The sequence below is a fragment of the Xenorhabdus szentirmaii DSM 16338 genome (assembly GCF_002632585.1).
GTDB classification, from domain to species: domain Bacteria; phylum Pseudomonadota; class Gammaproteobacteria; order Enterobacterales; family Enterobacteriaceae; genus Xenorhabdus; species Xenorhabdus szentirmaii.
The window spans coordinates 1,630,561-1,644,966 of the sequence record NZ_NIBV01000002.1 but is presented as its reverse complement, the minus strand read 5'-3'; the positions used below and the strand labels follow the sequence as shown (position 1 = coordinate 1,644,966).

The following is a 14,406-nucleotide window of genomic DNA, read 5'->3' as shown; positions in this document are numbered from 1 at the left end:
ATTATTATCCCATCGCCTTATTGGAGGTTTGAATGTTGCCTAATTTCCTGGAACAGGTTAGTCGTTATCCGGACAAGATAGCCATTTCCACACCTGAAAACTCACTTGATTATCAAACGCTGAAACAGCAAGCAGCCTCCGTTGCGGGGTCACTGCGGCAACTTGGCGTAACACATGAAGAGCCTGTTGCGATCCTGTTATCACCGGGTATTGAACAAATCACGAGTCAACTTGCCATTCTTATGGCGGGTGGAAGTTGTGTCCCCCTTGATCCTAATGTACCTCCTGCACGTTTGAATGACATGTTGGGGGACTTGGATGTGAAATGGACCATCACCGATTCACCTGACAACTCTCTTCAATTACACACCACATGTGTTGCATTTTCTGAACTGTGTAAAGGGAAGCGCTTAGATGATAGTGAAATGACCGCTTTGTCGCCAAATCACCGAAGCCATGTTCTCTTTACTTCCGGCACAACCGGCAAGCCGAAAGGCGTGCAGATTGAGCTAAAAAGCATCATGCGTACGATTATTGATACGGAGTATGTTCGTTTTACACCTGAAGATCGCATTGCCTGTACTTGCAACCCGACATTTGATATTTCATTGTTCGAAATCTGGGGAGCCCTTCTCAATGGCGCGATGGTTTTCGTGCCCTCTAAAAGTGATGTGCTGGACATAGAGTATTTTCAGGCTGAACTAGAAAGGAAAGAAATTTCTATTATCTCCATTACGGCAACACTGTTTAATTTGATTGCAAAAACATACCCCCAGGCATTCCGTAATATTCGCTATCTTTTGCTGGTGGGTGAAGCGCCCAATGCTCACATGGTGAAGCAGGTTCTGGAAACGGACATGCCTCCCAAACACCTTCTTAATGCGTATGGACCAACGGAAAGCACGATATTTGCACTTTCACACGATATCACGCTGGATGATCTGGCTGATGGCAGTGTTCCCATCGGAGTACCCATCAACTACACCAGTGCATTTGTTTTGAATGATAACCTGGAGCCACTGGAACCGGGAAACATGGGCCAGCTCTATCTTGGTGGAGAAGGGCTATCGCGCGGATATTGGAATCGCGATGAACTTAACGCAGATCGTTTCGTCAATGTGGCCATTCCCGGACATTCTGAACCAATGCGGCTTTATAAAACCGGCGATCTCAGTTGGCAACGTGACGACGGTGTCTTCATGTTTTCAGGACGCATTGACAGCCAGGTGAAAATCCGTGGTCACCGTATCGAGCTGGAAGAAATTGAAATTCATATTTTAGAAAACAAGCAGGTTCGCCTGACCAAAGTCTGCGCAGTGAAAAATGAAGGGGAAGATGATTTCCTTGCTGCATTTGTGGTTCCGCAGTCACCGGATACTTTCGACCGGGAGCAACTGATACAGCAATTGAGCGGATACCTGCCTGCGTACATGCTGCCCCGTATTTTTGTCGTTGAAGACATTCCAATGACACCACACGGAAAGGCAGATCAACGTAAGCTCATGGAGTTGCTAACAACGCGGGAATCATGTGATGAACGGCCTGCTGGTTTCACTGATACCGAATATGCGATATATCGCATCTGGGGCAAGATCCTGCACAACTGTGATATCTCGCTTGATGATAACTTTTTTCAACTGGGAGGCAGTTCCCTGCAAGCATCCCGCCTTGTGATTGAACTTGCCCGCGAGTTTAACCAACATTTCTTGGCACAGACCATTTATGAAGTACCGACTCTCCGCCAACTGGCGAAAATTGTTTCACAAGGCAACTTCCTGCATTCACAGGATGATGAAACAGAAGAATGGTTGTGCGACGGGCAACTGCCGGATGACATCAGGCCATTGCCGGAAGCACCGCAAGATTGGGCGAGTCTTACTGATGCCTCCATTTTTCTGACGGGAGCGACCGGATTTCTGGGGTCATTCTTATTACGGGATCTCCTCTCCATTGAAAACATACAAAAAAATATAAAACAGGTTATTTGCCTCGTTCGAGCGAAAGACGATGGCGCCGGACTTAAACGCATTAAAAGTGCGCTGACAAAATACGGGTTGTGGAGCCCTATATTTGCTGAGCGCATCAGGGCTGTTGCGGGTGACTTATCTCTCCCGAAATTGGGGTTGAGCGATGAACTCTATGACGAATTGACCAACGCAAGCGACGTCGTCTTTCACTCAGCAGCAGATGTTAATTACATTCATCCTTACAGAACACAACGTGCCTCCAATATCGATAGCACACTGAACGTTCTTCGTTTCGCCACGCAGGGTAAAGCCAAATCCATGCATCATATCTCAACGATTGCGGCATTTGGCCCCGTGGGATTACTGCACTCGACGACCCATATTTACGAAAATGATTGCCTCATTCCTTATATGGAAGGCCTGAAATATGATGTCGGTTATGCGCAAAGCAAATGGGTTGTAGAACGGCTCGTCTGGCAGGCCCGGGAACTTGGTATTCCGTTGTCTGTTTACCGGCCGGGTTTCATTATGGGTGACAGTGTCACTGGTATTGGTAATCAGAATGATTTCGTTGCCCGCTTGATAGTGGGGTGTATTGCCATCGGGGCTTGCCCGGAATTGCCCTGTCAGTGGAAGGAGTTTGTCTCCGTTGATTATGTCAGTTCTGCGCTTTTGGCTATCGCAAGTGACATTAAAAATCTGGGGCAATCTTATCACCTTGTTCCGCCGGACAGAGAAACACAGTCCCCGGACGTTAATGAATTTTTCCGCCTTCTGGAAGAATGCTGTGGACATCCATTGCAGTCACTTCCTTACAGCGAATGGCTTTCCAGACTCCTCGCCGACCCTCATTTGGACAACAATGCCTTATTGTCCTTGCTCCCCATGCTTTCTGAACGTGTTTACAAACAGTTAACACGCTGGGAAGTGAATGAAAACATGCCAATTTTTGATACCACTAATACCGTTTCAGCATTGTCCAATGCAACGTATCCGGTGCATTTCACGCCGATGGGAAAAGAACTGCTCTCGAAATACCTCAACTATTATCTTCCTAACGGAATCTGACATAACGCTCAGCTACCCGACGATTGTCGGGTAGCACCCACGCAAAAATAACGGTATATGGTGCCGTTTTCTTTGGTATTCAGTCTGAATGACAATCAACCCCAAGTTCATCCAGTGCCTTGGGTAATGTTGCGTAAAAACTCAATTTCCCTTCAACGGGAGAGATTTTGGCTCTTGCCAATGTTTTCAGGGGCTGGAAGAGGATATCGCACACAACCACATGCTTTTCCTTCCCTGTGTCCCGAATAAATCCCTGAAAGGCATGCAGGCCTCCGGCATCCAGCACGGGAACCGCATCCCATTGCATAATAATGGTGTTGTAATCAGCACTTTTTTCTTTGAGTTCAGCAAAAATACGTTCTGCGGCAGCAAAGAACAAAGGGCCATTGATTCTTACAATCAGCACCCCTTTGTCGCAGTTCGTGAAAGGTGATGTACTGATGCGGGTCATATTGGCAATCTTGCGCATAAACAGAAGTGAAGCCAGAACAATACCGATTGTGATCGCAATGACCATATCAAACAAAACAGTCAGAGACAGGCACAGCAGCATGACGACGATGTCATCTTTGGGAGCACGACGAATGAGGTCGATAACTTTATGGGCTTCACTCATATTCCACGCCACGATCAGCAAAATGGCTGACATTGCAGCCAGTGGCAGATAAGAGAGCATGGGGGCGAGAACCAGCAATGTCAGTAATACCAGCAGAGAATGAATGACCGCCGCAATGGGGGATGTTGCACCGGCACGGACATTGGCGGCTGAACGGGCGATTGCCGCAGTGGCAGTGATCCCGCCAAAGAAAGGCGCGACGATATTTCCCATTCCCTGACCCAGCAGCTCACTGTTGGAATGATGCTTTTTGCCGGTCATGCCATCCAGAATAACGGCACATAACAGTGATTCAATTGCACCCAACATGGCCATTGAAAACGCGGCAGGCAGTAGTGCTGACACCGTATTCCAGCTGACGTCGAAAGCATGGGTATCGGATAAATTCCAGGGCAAAATGAATTGAGGAAGAATGGGAGGAATGCCCTGGCCTTGCGTCCCATCAGGCAGGGTATAACTGAACGATGAACCGATAGTTGCCACATCATGGCCCAGAAGATGCATGATGCCCATCACGCCGGTGCCGGCAATCAACGCGGGTAAGTGACCCGGTAACTTTAATCTCAGTTTCGGCCAGAAGATCAACACCAGCAAAGTCGTTAAGCCAATGAGTGTATCGCTGACTTGCAGCGAGGGCAGGGTGTGAAAAAGAGCGATGACCTTATTGATATAATTCTCTGGCACATGTTCCAACGTCAGGCCAAAGAAATTTTGCACCTGCATCGTGGCAATAGTGATGGCAATACCGGATGTAAACCCCAGCGTGACGGAGAGCGGAATATACTCAATGAGTCGCCCCAATCGTGCCAGCCCCATGACAACAAGTATGATGCCTGACATGAGTGTGGCGATGAGCAAGCCGCTCAGGCCAAACTGTTGTGAAACCGGATAAAGGATCACAACAAAAGCTGCGGTGGGGCCGGAAACACTGTAACGAGAACCGCCTGTGATGGCGATGACAATGCCGGCAATCGCCGCAGTATACAATCCATATTGTGGCGCCACACCACTGCCGATTGCCAATGCCATCGCCAATGGAATGGCAATAATTCCCACGGTTATCCCGGCAATCATATCCTTGATAAAACGGGGAAAAGAGTAAGATTCCTTCCAACATGAGTCAATAAACGCACTAAATGGGCGTATGCCCTTAATTTTACGAGTATTCATTGAAATAAAAGCCAAAGTAAAACGTCGCATGACGGTTTGAAAAAAGAGTTGCCAGCATATCGCTTTTATCAGACCAGAAAGGTGTTATATGTCAAAAAGTTAACTAATAGATTAACGCTCATAAAACAAAAATCAAATGCGTGAGCATGTTTTGCCAATGCGGTGAAATAATAAAGCAAACGAAGCTGGAGCTTAGAAGCGCAGGATATTAACTCATTTCAATTTGTGATCTTGTTTTTCCTCGTTGTGCTATTCCCTCAAATACCCGATGACGGGGAATGCGAAGGTTATGACAAACCGCAATTTTGGTGGGATCGATAAAGGCAATACATTGTGATTTTTCTTTACGTGAAGAAAGAAAAGCGCACAAAGGGATCAGGGCGCTTTTCTTCAAGGTTATCATTCGATTGTCGCTGACCAAGTAATTATCGTGGGAAAATATCGGGATATAATCCTTGAGTTTGAACAGATTTTGGATTTCTTGCTATTTTAACTAGCGCGTCGTAACTACCTCATTTGGATAGACAGAAAAACAGACAATAATTGCAGAAGAAAACAGATAACCGCGCGTTTTAATAGTTTTATTGCTCCTTGAAAGCGGTCATTTGGTGTTCGTATGCGGGGTTTTTTATTGAATATCAAAAATAACGCCTGATCGAACTCTGTCTCTTTCTCTGGATACAAATCAAGGAGCTGAAAATAATGGCAATCAAGCCATACGCGCCAGCAATAGTATTGACTGAACAAAGCGAAGACTAGCGATATAATATAAATTACCAAACCATTTTGGGTAGTGATAAATAGCACGGTTGTCATAATCGCCATAAACAGAGATAAACCAGAAACAAAGCGCCAGCTTTTCAATGTGACAATTACGACTTTTTGGGTGAAATTTTCTGATTGCATCATTAATTTTCCTGATCCCGGTAAATCTTTTCCCAATCAGTCAGCGCATCCATATGTGTCTGCCTAAAAGCAACCTGAGGCCTTGCTTGGCGCAAAATGCTCATGGCTGTGGAAAGGTTATATTCAGGGTGCTTTTTCAGTAACCATGCCGCCACCACCATTGCACTGCGGGATAACCCTAATGTGCAATGAATAAAAACGCTGCCTTTATGATACAAATTATTTAATTCACATACTGCGGATTGCAGTGCTTCAGGCGTCAGCGGCAGTAAATCGATTTGCGGTTGGCAAATATACTCTTTTGGAGGGAAGGCGGGTTTTCTGTGCCATTCTGCCGTCATATCCAATACACAATCTGCATTGGCGGATATGATGACAGATTGAGAAGGTAAACTACCGAGAACAAGCCCTTTCACAATTTCGTTATAAGGCTCACTTTTGCGTCGGAAATAAAGATAAGAGAGCCAGGCTCCGAATTGATAGGGAGCCAGTATCCAGCGAGCGGACAATGACATCCGGCCATCGGGTTGTTTTTGGAATACCGAGCTGCCTAATCCTGCATAGCCAAGAGCAACCATCAATAATGAAAGGGCGGGCCACAGCAGAAGCCAAAAAGCATTTCCCATTTCCCATGCCGGTATCGCAAATAACAGGCTGCCTGTCAGGTAATAAACAAACAGTTTTCGTGCATGGCGATCTGTATTTGGTTGCCAATGCCAGCGGTGTGAGATGGGTAACAGGTAACTAATTATTACACCCACGGCAAAGCCAGTCAGCACATCAATAACATGATGCTGCCAGGTTGTGAGAACGGATAATGCAATCAAAGCTGCCCAAAAATGCAGAAGAAAGCGCCAGTAGCCATGCAGATGGGCCGAATAACGCAGCCAGAGTAACCACAGCAAAATAATATGCAGGGAAGGGGCCTGATTATAGGGTAAATCAAACAGCTCCAGTTGATCGAATAACCAGCCGAATACTCCTTCGTTTGTCGGGCGGGAAAACGAAAATTTCAGCGGGAAGAGTAAAAAACCGAGGCAGGCAATGCCTGATGCCGTAACCAATCGCCAGCCGTGAAACCATTGTTCACGGCGACAGGCACAGATGAACAGGGATATGCCATAAAAGAGGTCGATGCTCCAATAAGGAATGATCGTCCATGACCAGAAAGGAATGCCCTGTTCCCAGCTGAACACAACAACTTCCACATCGTTTCTTTGCGCGGTAAATTGATTAACTTGACCATAAGTTAAAAAAAAGAATGGGGCCAGAAACAACAGCCATATAAAGGCACTCATCCACAAGGGCCGAAGGCTGTCAAAGGGAAGTCGTGGTGGGTTTTTCATCTGTTTTATTCTCGGCGATGGACGCGTTTGGCAATGGATACAGTGAAAATGCCCCAGTCATCCGTCAATTGATATTGCTTTTCAAAACCGGCGGCCTCAACTAATGCATCCAACTCCCCCTGGGTGCGCCTGCGCATAATCCAGGGCTGATTTTCACGGTGGCTGGAAAGAACGCGGCCGATCATTTCAAGTTGTGGATGCCAGGGCTGGCCGGTATAAATCAGATAACCTTCTTCAACGATAGCCTCAGCGAAACCCCTCAGGGAATTTTTAATCAGTGCATTGTCGGGAAACAGCTCATAAAGGCCGGAGACAATACCCAATGTGGCTGCCGGTGTAATGGACGCAAGACTGGCTGCATCAAAGGCATCTCCAATGACAAAGCGCATTTTGTCAGTCAGGTTGCGTTCTTCAATATAGGCTTGCCCTTGGCTGACATTGAGTTCGCTGTAATCTCTCAAGAGAACAGAATCAATTTTTCTGAAATCATTGATGGCATCAAGTACATAGCGGCCGTGTCCCGCAGCGATATCAACGATATGAACAGGTTGGTTTTGTTGTTGCAATTGGTGGATAACCTGACGAATTAATGTCTCCATATTGAGTTTACGCTGCCGTATTCCCTGCCACCCAACATTCCCCCGGAGGTACTGTTGATCCACAATCCTCCCCCAAATACCCAGGCCCTGTGGTTGATTGCGGTAGACATAATCCAGAGTAGAGCCGGAATCAAACCCGGTTTCCAGACCGATGCGAATACCTTCAGAAGCCCGTCCCCAACATGTGTTCATGGCTTTTCGCATGAGTTTATAGCTGAGGTTTTTCGGACACAGGCGAGGCAGGGGAAGAAGCAGTGACCTAAATTCATCGGCGGTATAGCCCCAGATATCTTCATGGCTGTAATCATGTTGATAACGTGGAATAGCGAAAACACGGTCGACAAAAGCGCGTATTTTCTCGAAAACAAGATGACGATTTTTCTCACCCAACGTATCGTGATAGAACCCTTCCATCACGTGCTTTTCTTTGATTGGCGTATTCAGCCGCTGGTAGAACTGATGCTGCGGCTTATGATTGACGACATAATCGCTGCCAGAAATAAACAGCTGGGTAGGTAAGGTAATGGCGTTTGCATTTTTTACGACACGCTGTGCAGTTTGATAAAGCTCCAGCAGTATATTAACGGCGATCTCACGGGTGATCAGCGGGTCATTGTTATAAGAGGCGATGCGGGTTTCATCATGAGTCAGGAATTTTGCTTTGACGTAAGAGTTGACGAAAAACAACCCCCGCATTTTTTGCATCAATTGCAACCCTTGAACCGCAAAGGGGATGTACAATTTGATGTCAAATGCCGGGGCGGCAAGGATCATCGCCCTGATTTTGGGGGCATAATCATGTACCCAAGCCGACACCAAAACAGCCCCGACACTCTGACCGATCACGACAATATTTCCCATTGCAATATCATATTCGGCGGAAATAAATCTGACGAATTCATCGACATCACGAACAGAGGTTCCCAATGATGGGCTATGACCACGCATTCCTTCTGTTTTCCCGTGTCCACGGGAATCCCATGCAAACATGGGCACATCAGGCATATTAAGTTCGTCAACCACATGTTGAACTCTGCCTGAGTGTTCATGACCACGGTGAAAAATGATAATGGCTTTCTCTGTTTTATCCTGTTGTTGTGGCCAATAACGATAAAACAGAGAAGCATGATCGGATGTGGTGAAATAATGTTCTTCAGCAATGCGTTGGTTCGTGTTTTGTATCATGTTAGTGCCTTTGTTTGGATTGTGACTGTTCAGCCAGCCGGACTTCGCGCAAAGCTTTGACAACACGCTGATAGCAAGTCACCAGAAGTAAAATGATCATGAAAGGAAACAAATAGTGGCTCCAGCTCAATGCGGCAGGAGAAATAGCGATAATTAATCCATAGCAACCGAATACAAAGGCACGATCACTTTTTCCCATCGGGCCGTCATAACGCCGTGATGCACCAATAGCCTGGGTCAAAATGCCAATGAATTCCGTCAAAATGGTCAGGAATAGAACCACGAACAAATTAACGCTGCTGACACCGGGCAGAAAACAGAAAGGGAGATAGAGTGCGACATCAGAAATAACATCTCCCAGTTCATTATAAATGGTACCCAAATGAGATTTTTGGTGGTGCTCCCGCGCCAGCATACCGTCAATTGCATTGAGAGCCATGCGGATGAACAGAAAAATGGGCAATAACCCATAAACGGCGGGAGAGGGATACAAACTTAACAAAAAGCCCGCAGCGACAGATAAGAACAGTGCACCCAATGTGACTTGGTTGGCTGTAACTCCGTATTTATACAGAATTGCTACGGTGGGGCGTAATAGCTCTTGGAAACGAGGTTTAAGATTATATATGGTCATATTGCCCTTAGTCCTTTATATACTTCTTACTTTCGAACTGAAATACTCCGTTGTCTTTCAAGTTACATCTTGAAATCCAATGGGTACAGATTGAATATGGAAGTCATTAGCATCGTTTCTAATGCAATGAAAAATGGTAAATGGTAATTAAATAAAAAGAAAGTTTTTTAATTAAACAATGAGTTGTTGTTTTGTGTGACATATTATTCAATTATTTTCATTTCTTAGTAAACTTCATTGTTTTTTCAAGGAATTTGAAAAACCTTGTTAAATCAATAACTGAAATAATTGATTTTGTTACTTGTTACTTGTTACTTGTTACATTGCTATTTTTTGATATTTTATATCGCAATATCGGTAAAAATAAATATTTTATTTTGATTAAGGCATTCTGTTCTTTTTGTTAAATTAGCGGGAATTGAATTGTCAGTTTCTATAATGAACCAAATGAAAATCGCTGTTTGAAATGGGTTTCAGAGGTGTTCAATCAGCGTTCCATCAATCAAAAAAATTATTTCCCAAATATCTTATTTGGTGGATAAACAAGCATCTTCATATAGAAATAAACTTAGTTTTATGTAATGAGCGACCTCATTAGCCATTTCTTATGATAAATATAAGCCAGCGCTATCATAATTATATTCTGACAGAGATTATTGTGGGCCACTCCATTCAAGTTTATCTCTCAAATGTTCAGGAACGAGACTGAATAAAGCTTTTATAGATTTTTTATGGGCATTATAGTTTGCATATTTCTTCTCATTAGCATGTTCCAGATAGTATCTGGCATGACTGTTTAAGAAAAACACATCATGTTTGGTCACTTCTGGTCGATATAATGATCTTACAATATCATGCAACATTTCTGCTTCTTGATAACATGTTTTATCAAATGCTTTTTTATAGATTGAACTTGTTTGTATGCTTCTTATATGAGATAAGGTTCTGTCGAGCATATCGCTATATATGGCTATTTTATTGATGGTATTTAAGTCTTTGTTCCGCATAACCGGTTCCATATTAAATTAAAGCGTTATAATGAATCTTTCCAATTTTTAACACTAAACTACCTGAATTCATACTTCTTTCTATCGATACACGGTTTGTCATGTGTCTGGGTTAACTCTTCTGATACTGTGCTGCATCCTGAAATCCATTGGGCCTGATATTGATGTATCATGATATGACAAAAATAGGCTAATCAGTTTAAAGGAATGTTGAATTGTCCAGAGCGCAGCGTTTGTTATCTCTGATGGAAATTTTACGTGGTTACCACTTTCCTGTACAAGGTAAAGTTCTCGCTCAGAAATTAAACATCAGTTTGAGGACACTTTATCGAGATATTGCAACCTTACAGGCTCAGGGGGTCATCATTGAAGGGGAGGCCGGTATAGGCTATGTTCTGCGGCCGGGGTTTGTTTTACCTCCGCTGATGTTGACACAGAATGAAATAGAAGCGTTGGCATTGGGTATTAGCTGGGTCGCCAAACGTACAGACTTACAGTTAAAAACAGCTGCAAATAATGCAATAAACAAAATCGCAGCAGTGATCCCGGCAGAGTTAAAACAATTTTTGGAAAACAGCGCGTTATTGGTTGGCCCTGCTTCTGAGAACCCGCAGCCAACTGTTGATATTCAACAAATAAGACAGGCAATTCGCCACAGGCATAAAATCACAGTCATTTATTTAGATTTGAAAGGCCATCAATCAGAAAGAACAATATGGCCATTTGCATTGGGATACTTTGAAAATATCACTATTGTCATCGGTTGGTGTGAATTGCGGGCAGAATTCCGGCACTTCAGGTCGGATAGAATTGCCCATCTAACCGTAGAAAAGGGGTGTTATCCCCGGTCAAGACAATCTCTGCTTAAGGAATGGAGAGAAAAGGAAAAAATACCCAATTAACGTTTATTCTTCATTCAAAATGCATTTATTTAGTTATTTGTATTTGTTAATAATCATTGGCAGTCATCAATATCCATTTGTCTCTTGATTTCCGGTCGCACTCAGGAGACAGCCCACTGGACGGGGTCTTACAGTGTATTAGGGATACGTATGCAGTTGGTAGTTTTCACTTGATAGAATTGACCGTTAACACTCAAAACCAGCCAGATTTACCGAATAAAAGCCTTGATGTCATGGTTGATGGTTCAATTTATCATCTTGATTTCGCTTCATATTCTAATAATGGAAAAATTTTCCGCTATAATTCTGCCGATGCAAAAAAATTAGTTGATTTATTGAAGCAAAACGTAGACAAAACGTTGCATTTTTGTTCCAACTGGAAATAACTTAAATCTTGAATCCAAGACTACGCTCTGACATGGCTTTTTTGCTTTTGCCATCACAGCCACTTTAATCACTTCCATATTTCCATTATTTCCACATTGTGTCCGCTTTTTATGAAGGCGGACTTTTACTCATTTTATTTGAAGGCTAAGTGATGAAAACACTGCTGACAGAAACTGTCACATCCTATTGTTATTCTTCTGGCTCTTAATATTGTGTTTCAGTATCTATCTGGTCATTGGAGTTTTTTATGCTAACCCTTACTTTTTCTACATCGCTGCATGCAAAGCCATCCCGAATTTGGGCCCACTATGTTGATTTTGAATTGAGAAAAAAATGGGAAATTGACTTAGTGTCCTTTCAATTCGAAGGAGAAATTAAGACAGGGCAATATGGCAGAATGATATTGAATGGTATGCCTGAGATCCGCTTTTATCTTGTGAAAATCGAAGTGAATAAAGAGTTTACGGATCAGGTTAATTTTCCCCATATGGGCATATTAACTTTTTGCCACCAGATTTTGACTGATGAAAACAATATGGCAAATCGTGTGCAGGTGACCGTCTCTTTTGAGCCTAATGCTGACATTCCTGATATTCAGGCAGAGCGTTTTTTTAAACAGGTTACGCAAGATTTGGTTGATACCATATCAAGGTTAAAGGCGGTGGTGGAAAAAGCCGAAGTAATTGCGCCCGCTGTTGCGAAACCTAATCTTCAATTAGTGTATGTTTCCGATATAGAACATTCCACTCATTTTTATAAAACTATTTTTAATGCTGAACCTGTTTTTTCCAGCCCGAGATACGTGGCGTTTTCTGCGGGTAACGAAGCACTTTTCGCTATTTGGAGTGGCGGGGTAAAACCGGACAGTGTGACTCAGCGGTTTTCAGAAATCGGCATTATGTTGCCATCCGGAAAAGATGTTGACCAACAGTTTGAAGAGTGGAAGAAATATCCGAATATTAAAATTGAGCAAGAGCCATATACTGATGTTTTCGGCCGTACTTTTTTGGTGAAAGATCCTGATGGTCACATTATCCGGGTGTGTCCTTTGGATTAAAACACATGAGAAGGGGATCAGGTTCTGAATATCAAGGTATGCATGGCTGTTTACCCCTTATCTAAAACCATTCTTTTTCCAAATGATATTGCCTGAAAAATTGCCAATAATAATGTTGATAATCTCTCAGGCAGGCCCGATTGTAAGCCAGTAAGGCGTAAACCGCGTTTTAACTTTCTTATTCGGGCAGAAAATAAATGTTTCGGTGACTAATGAGTGATACCCGTCAGGATGTGGTTTAACAAAAAAATGCAAAACTAATTTAGCCGCTGAATCATCATTGAAATTCATAAATGACTCAAGGTCAGGTTGGGGGATAATCCCTAAATCGGCTCGCCAGAATCGACCTGTTGATCCCATGGATATCTCATTATCACTTTCACTCAATAGCGTAAAAGTGTTTAAACCAAATGGCTCATCTTGAATATGATTGTTGGGTGTTTTTTTAAAAAAGTAAGAAGGGATATTTCGAAGGCCGGATAAAATATTAATGAATATATCGTCTGAGAAATCGAAATTTTTTACTTCTTGAATGATTTTTTTAGCGGGTGCATTGATTTTTTTTGATTCATGACGTTCATAAAAATGAAAACAGGGTAAAAGGGATGTAGGGTTTTTCCATTCCTGATACTCCTGCCTGCTGACGAATCCACAAAATGCCACAATATGTTTCTCCTTGGGACTTAAACATGAGTTGTTAAAGGAAAAACGACATTATCATCGACTCTATCATTGTTGGATTAGATAAACAATATCATCATGCTATGGCAATATATCACTCTATTCCTTTCTGAAATTCATTGAATCAATGACATGGTTTAATCATTTTCTGGCTAAGATTTGATTGGAAAAGGGAGGTGACTCTTCCTCGCAAAATAAAGGGGTTATGTTTGAACAATAATCGTCCTTTGAAGCATGATAAAGTTTTGTTATCTTCTTCTTCGGACGATTAAAAGAAAAATATATGCCGTTATTATTAATAAGATAATGGTGTTGTTGAATGAAAATCCATTGGAGTAGAGTCGATTATTTGTGGTAAGTAAATAATCACATTTTTCTTTAAATATGAGTATGAATAGTCAATTGAATCACTGTATTCCCCATATTTAGGATCATTTATGTGAATGTGAATATCTGGTGCCCGGTATGCACAGCAAAATAATGGGTAAACAACTAATTTGTTTATTCCCTTAAAGTGAAATTTCCCGTTGTCGTCAGACTGTTGTGTTTCTATTTTCGTTTTGTCACTGGAAGGATCGAAACCTGTTGAATGAATAGTCACATTCGCTATCGGTTTATTCGTCTCTCTATCTATAATTTGCCCACTGAATGGTGAGGTAATGGTTCTGGTTGTGACAATGCACCCAGAAAGAGCAAAACACAATGCAGCTATAGTTAAACGATATATCGATTTTTTCATGGCTTATTCAGAATCCTCTGTCCCTGCTGTCTTTCAAGTATTTGCCAACAACTTTGCATCTTGAAATTTATTTCAATATCATTGGTAAAAACCACCGTCTTTAGACGGTGACTTTGACTTTAATTTTTTGACCTATGCGCGT

12 protein-coding genes and 1 pseudogene are annotated in these 14,406 nt (G+C 42.8%); 4 read left to right on the top strand and 9 right to left on the bottom strand.

Annotation, left to right across the window (positions count from 1 at the left end):
* Positions 1-32: 32 nt before the first annotated feature.
* Complete coding sequence (locus Xsze_RS17090) at positions 33-3,035, top strand: non-ribosomal peptide synthetase (RefSeq protein ID WP_038234872.1); 3,003 nt, start codon at positions 33-35, stop codon at positions 3,033-3,035.
* Between the two features lie 79 nt (positions 3,036-3,114).
* On the opposite strand, the gene dauA is transcribed toward Xsze_RS17090, so the two are convergent.
* From dauA to Xsze_RS17055, 7 genes and pseudogenes are all read right to left on the bottom strand, one after another.
* A complete protein-coding gene (gene dauA / locus Xsze_RS17085; protein WP_038234923.1) occupies positions 3,115-4,821 on the bottom strand; it encodes a C4-dicarboxylic acid transporter DauA in 1,707 nt (568 codons plus the stop codon).
* Between the two features lie 232 nt (positions 4,822-5,053).
* Positions 5,054-5,242: pseudogene (locus Xsze_RS23375) on the bottom strand (transposase); the annotation flags it as partial.
* An 86-nt stretch (positions 5,243-5,328) separates the two neighbouring features.
* Positions 5,329-5,730: a hypothetical protein gene (locus Xsze_RS17075; RefSeq protein WP_038234874.1), complete on the bottom strand. Its 402-nt coding sequence runs from the start codon at positions 5,728-5,730 to the stop codon at positions 5,329-5,331.
* Complete coding sequence (locus Xsze_RS17070; RefSeq protein WP_038234877.1) at positions 5,730-7,073, bottom strand: phosphatase PAP2/dual specificity phosphatase family protein; 1,344 nt, start codon at positions 7,071-7,073, stop codon at positions 5,730-5,732. The genes Xsze_RS17075 and Xsze_RS17070 overlap by 1 nt, the downstream gene beginning before the upstream one ends.
* A 5-nt stretch (positions 7,074-7,078) precedes the next feature.
* The gene (locus Xsze_RS17065) at positions 7,079-8,857 is read right to left on the bottom strand and encodes a bifunctional alpha/beta hydrolase/class I SAM-dependent methyltransferase (RefSeq protein WP_038234880.1); all 1,779 of its coding nucleotides are present in this window, start codon (positions 8,855-8,857) and stop codon (positions 7,079-7,081) included.
* A gap of 1 nt (position 8,858) precedes the next feature.
* The gene (locus Xsze_RS17060; protein ID WP_038234882.1) at positions 8,859-9,491 is read right to left on the bottom strand and encodes a CDP-alcohol phosphatidyltransferase family protein; all 633 of its coding nucleotides are present in this window, start codon (positions 9,489-9,491) and stop codon (positions 8,859-8,861) included.
* Positions 9,492-10,144: 653 nt separating this feature from the next.
* Entirely contained in the window at positions 10,145-10,498 is a 354-nt protein-coding gene (locus Xsze_RS17055; protein WP_244431745.1) for a hypothetical protein, read from the bottom strand.
* 215 nt (positions 10,499-10,713) lie between these two features.
* On the opposite strand from Xsze_RS17055, the gene Xsze_RS17050 reads away from it, so the two are divergent.
* The 3 genes from Xsze_RS17050 (at position 10,714) to Xsze_RS22855 (ending at position 12,844) form a co-directional block, all read left to right on the top strand.
* Complete coding sequence (locus Xsze_RS17050) at positions 10,714-11,400, top strand: helix-turn-helix transcriptional regulator (protein WP_038234886.1); 687 nt, start codon at positions 10,714-10,716, stop codon at positions 11,398-11,400.
* A gap of 170 nt (positions 11,401-11,570) precedes the next feature.
* Positions 11,571-11,786, top strand: coding sequence for a DUF7823 domain-containing protein (locus tag Xsze_RS17045; protein ID WP_038234888.1), 216 nt, complete (start codon positions 11,571-11,573; stop codon positions 11,784-11,786).
* Positions 11,787-12,034: 248 nt separating this feature from the next.
* Positions 12,035-12,844: a VOC family protein gene (locus Xsze_RS22855; RefSeq protein ID WP_244431746.1), complete on the top strand. Its 810-nt coding sequence runs from the start codon at positions 12,035-12,037 to the stop codon at positions 12,842-12,844.
* 126 nt (positions 12,845-12,970) lie between these two features.
* Here Xsze_RS22855 and Xsze_RS17035 read toward each other — a convergent pair whose 3' ends face one another.
* Positions 12,971-13,507: a hypothetical protein gene (locus tag Xsze_RS17035; protein WP_038234929.1), complete on the bottom strand. Its 537-nt coding sequence runs from the start codon at positions 13,505-13,507 to the stop codon at positions 12,971-12,973.
* A 313-nt stretch (positions 13,508-13,820) separates the two neighbouring features.
* Entirely contained in the window at positions 13,821-14,264 is a 444-nt protein-coding gene (locus Xsze_RS21865; protein WP_141557196.1) for a carboxypeptidase-like regulatory domain-containing protein, read from the bottom strand.
* Positions 14,265-14,406 lie beyond the last annotated feature (142 nt).